Here is a 4,033-nt window from a genome sequence, read left to right on the forward strand (position 1 = left end):
CGGCCGGCGGGAGCGCGGTGGGCCGACCCGGCCGAGCCGGCGGGAGCCCGGTCGGAGGGGCGGAGTGCAGCCGGCTCAGAGCGGGGTGACGCGCCGCGCGAAGTCCACGATCAGCCGGGATGTGGCGTCCGGGGCTTCCATCGCGGGATAGTGCCCGGCCTCGGGGACCAGTTCGGTGGTGAAGTCACGCGCCCAGGCCGAGGACGCACGGACGGTCGCCGGCAGGATGAACCGGTCCTCGGCGCCGCTGATCCCCAGCACGGGCTGCGGCAGGACACCGGAGACCGCGCGGCGGAAGTCGCGGCCGTCCGGACGGAACTGGCTCCGAACCATCCAGCGGCGGCTCTCCAATGTCAGGTGGGCGACCTTGGGGATGAGCATGGACCGCCTGAGCAGGTCGGCGGATTCACGGAAATCCTCGGTGCCGGGCCACGTGGGCCCGGATCGACTGCGGAGCATCTCCTCGACCGCTGCGGCGCCGTCGCGGGTGAGGTGGCGTTCGGGCAATCGCGGCGCCTGGTCCGCGAGCAGGCGAGGCACCAAAGCGTGACGTTGGGAGCGGTCGAGCAGTGCCGCGCGCCGGGTGGCGACCGGGTGGGGGGAGCCGACGACGACGAGGCCCCGCACCGCGCGTGGCCGGCGGTAGGCGGCGGTCCATGCGATGAATCCGCCCTCGCCCTGGCCGACGACCACCGCCGAGGAGTGACCGAGGGCCCGGATGAGGTTGGTCATGTCCGCGGCCAGGGTCCACCCGTCGTAACCGCGCGGCGGCTTGTCGGAGTCGCCGTGGCCCCGGAGATCGACGGCGACGGCGTGGAATCCGGCATCGGCCAGCGCGAGCATGGGTGCGCGCATCGTCCACCAGATGCCACTGAGACCGTGGATCAGGAGGACCAGAGGGGGGAGCCGGCCCGGCGGGTTGTCGGCCGGCAGCGCCTCGGCGATGTGCAGTCGGATGCCGTTGGCCGAGACGTCACGATGCCGCCACGACCCGTCGATCCTGACGATCGACGGGTCGGGCGGCCGGTGAGCGGGAGTTCTCAGGATTTCGACGCGGGCAAGGGCGTCTCGGTGACACGCACCGTGCCGGGCCGGGGCTCGTTGCCTTTGGGCATGGCCAGCTTCAGGTCCGACACCGAGTCGATGGTGCGCTGCGGCTTCCGGATCTTCTTGACCTTGCGGTAGCCGAGTAGCCCGAACACCGCCGCGAGCAGGACCAGGACGACGAACACGATGAGGAAGCCCATCCAGTCCCAGGTCTTGGTGCCGAACCACATCGAGATGAGCTTGGCCCACATGAACACGAACGGGAAGAAGGACATCAGCAGCAGGACGAGGGCCGCGACGAAGAAGCCGGACCCGGTCGCCGCCTTCTTCACCTGCTCGGTGACCTCGGTCTTCGCCAGCTCGATCTCGGCACGGACCAGTGTCGACACCTGCGTCGTGGCGTTCTTGACCAGGGTGCCGATACTGGCGTCGCCACGGCCGATCGAGTCAGCGTCATGCAAGGGGATCGAGGCCTCGGTCGGCTTGTGCGTTCCCTGGGCGTGGCTCACGGTTGTTCCTCCATAGTCCGGCGACGGATGCACCGTCGTCCATCGTGCCACGTCACGTGGCGGTGTTCACCCGCTACCCGTCAGCCGCGCGTGCCCTTCTCGCGGATCTGGTCCATGATCGTCGGATCCGACAGGGTCGAGGTGTCGCCGCCGTCGCGGCCCTCGGCCATGTCCTTGAGCAGGCGACGCATGATCTTGCCGGACCGCGTCTTGGGCAGCTCGGGCACGATCGTGATGTCGCGGGGCTTGGCGATCGGGGAGATCTCCCGCGACACCTCGGCCCGCAGCTCGTCGATGAGCTTCTGACGATCCTCCTCGGCGTCCACGTTGCCCCGCAGGATCACGTACGCGACGATCGCCTGGCCGGTGGTCTCGTCGTTGGCGCCGACGACCGCGGCCTCGGCGACCGCGCGGTGACCGACGAGGGCCGATTCGACCTCGGAGGTCGAGATGCGGTGACCGGAGATGTTCATGACGTCGTCGACGCGACCGAGCACCCACAGTGCGCCGTCGGCGTCCCACTTGGCGCCGTCACCGGCGAAGTAGTAGCCCTCCTCGGCGAACCGGGACCAGTAGGTGTCGCGATAGCGCTCCATGTCGCCCCAGATGCCGCGGAGCATGGCCGGCCACGGCTCGGTGATCACGAGGAAGCCCTGCTCGTCCGTCGCGACCTCCTTGGCGTCGCCGTCCACGATGGCGACCTCGATACCGGGCAGCGGCCGCATGGCGGAACCGGGCTTGGTCTCGATGACGCCCGGGAGCGGGGAGATCATGATCGCGCCGGTCTCGGTCTGCCACCAGGTGTCGACGATGGGAGCCTTGCCGCCGCCGATGTTCTCGCGGTACCAGCGCCACGCCTCCGGGTTGATCGGCTCGCCGACCGAACCGAGCAGGCGGATCGAGGACAGGTCGTGCGCGGCCGGGATCTCGTTGCCCCACTTCATGAACGTCCGGATCAGGGTCGGCGCGGAGTAGTAGATCGTGACGCCGTACTTCTCGATGATCTGGAAGTGACGGTGCTCATCGGGCGAGTTGGGGGTTCCCTCGTAGACGATGCACTCGGCGCCGTTGGCCAGTGGGGCGTACACGCCGTAGGTGTGGCCGGTGACCCAGCCGACGTCCGCGGTGCACCAGTAGACGTCCTCACCGGGCTTGTGGTCGAAGACGTTGTGGTGGGTGTACGCGGACTGGGTGAGGTAGCCGCCCGAAGTGTGGACGATGCCCTTGGGCTTGCCGGTCGTGCCGGAGGTGTAGAGCAGGAACAGCGGGTGCTCCGAGTCGAAGGCCTCCGGCGTGTGCTCGGTGGACTGCTCGGACATCGCCTCGTCCCACCAGACGTCACGGCCGTCGGTCCAGTCCACGTCGAGACCGGTCCGGCGGACCACGAGCACGTTCTGCACGGACTCGGCGTCGCCGTCGGCATCGACGCCGTTTCCGGAGAGCGCGTCGTCGACTCCTGCCTTCAGCGGTGCGGGCTTACCGCGCCGGAACTGCCCGTCGGCGGTGATGACGAGCTTCGCCTCCGCGTCATCGATGCGGGAACGCAGCGCGTTCGGCGAGAAACCGGCGAAGACCACGGAGTGGGTCAGGCCCAGGCGGGCACACGCGAGCATCGCGATGTAGACCTCGGGCAGCAGGGGCATGTAGATGGCCACGCGGTCGCCGGCGACGAGGCCGAGGGAGCTGAGGTAGTTGGCCGCCCGGCTGACCTCGTCCTTGAGTTCGGCGTAGGTGATGTCGCGGGCGTCGTCGCCGGGCTCGCCGATCCAGTGGATGGCCACCCGGTCGCCGTTGCCGGCCTCCACGTGGCGGTCGACACAGTTGTAGGCCACGTTGAGCTTGCCGCCCACGAACCACTTGGCGACCGGCGCGTCAGACCAGTCCAGGACCTCGGTCCACTCGGTGTCCCAGTCGAGTCGCCGAGCCTGCTCCTCCCAGAAGGCGAGACGGTCGCTCGACGCGCTGTCGTAGAGGTCGGCCTGCGCATTGGCCTGCGCGGCGAAGTCGGGGTCGGGAGCGAAGGACTGGTCGTGCTCGGGAGCGGTCATCAGCGGCTCTCTCTCGGGATCAGATTTCACGGACGGCCGGGATCGTCACGGCGGAAGCGACCGGACCGATGTATGTGAGCGTAGTCACATGCGACGCGCCGTGTTCGGGATCCCGCCCGTCGGGGGGGAGGTCGGGGGAGGCCTGCCCGATCCCGTTCACTCGCGAGGGGTGTTCTCGCCCTTCGTGGAGCCGCCGTCGGACGGTGGCCCGGCGGGTGTGGCGGGCCCCGGGCCGGAGGACTTCGCGGGCTCCGGGGTGTCGGTCGACGAGGACGAGGCAGCGGAGTTCGTCGTCGTCGGCGGCTTGTTCCCGCCCCCCGACGTCGCGCCCGTCGGCGCCGTGGCCCCGGTCGATGCGGGTGGGGTAGCCGGACGGCGTGCTGCGCCGGTGCCAGGCGACGTGCTCGTTCCCTCTGCGCTGGCTCCGAC

4 protein-coding genes are annotated in these 4,033 nt (G+C 69.7%); 1 reads left to right on the plus strand and 3 read right to left on the minus strand.

What is annotated here, in order from left to right; all coding sequences use genetic code 11:
• Nucleotides 1-75: 75 nt before the first annotated feature.
• From G6024_RS05160 to acs, 3 genes are all read right to left on the minus strand, one after another.
• Entirely contained in the window at nt 76-945 is an 870-nt protein-coding gene (locus G6024_RS05160) for an alpha/beta fold hydrolase (RefSeq protein ID WP_119193271.1), read from the minus strand.
• A gap of 95 nt (nt 946-1,040) precedes the next feature.
• A complete protein-coding gene (locus G6024_RS05165) occupies nt 1,041-1,556 on the minus strand; it encodes a phage holin family protein (protein ID WP_067711418.1) in 516 nt (171 codons plus the stop codon).
• An 80-nt stretch (nt 1,557-1,636) separates the two neighbouring features.
• A complete protein-coding gene (gene acs / locus G6024_RS05170; RefSeq protein WP_159148222.1) occupies nt 1,637-3,604 on the minus strand; it encodes an acetate--CoA ligase in 1,968 nt (655 codons plus the stop codon).
• A gap of 88 nt (nt 3,605-3,692) precedes the next feature.
• On the opposite strand from acs, the gene G6024_RS16380 reads away from it, so the two are divergent.
• Nucleotides 3,693-4,033 (plus strand): hypothetical protein (locus G6024_RS16380; protein ID WP_206683381.1); only part of this gene is annotated, 341 nt, incomplete at its 3' end.

The sequence above is a fragment of the Dietzia maris genome (assembly GCF_014144855.1).
In the GTDB taxonomy this organism is placed as follows: Bacteria; Actinomycetota; Actinomycetes; order Mycobacteriales; family Mycobacteriaceae; genus Dietzia; species Dietzia kunjamensis.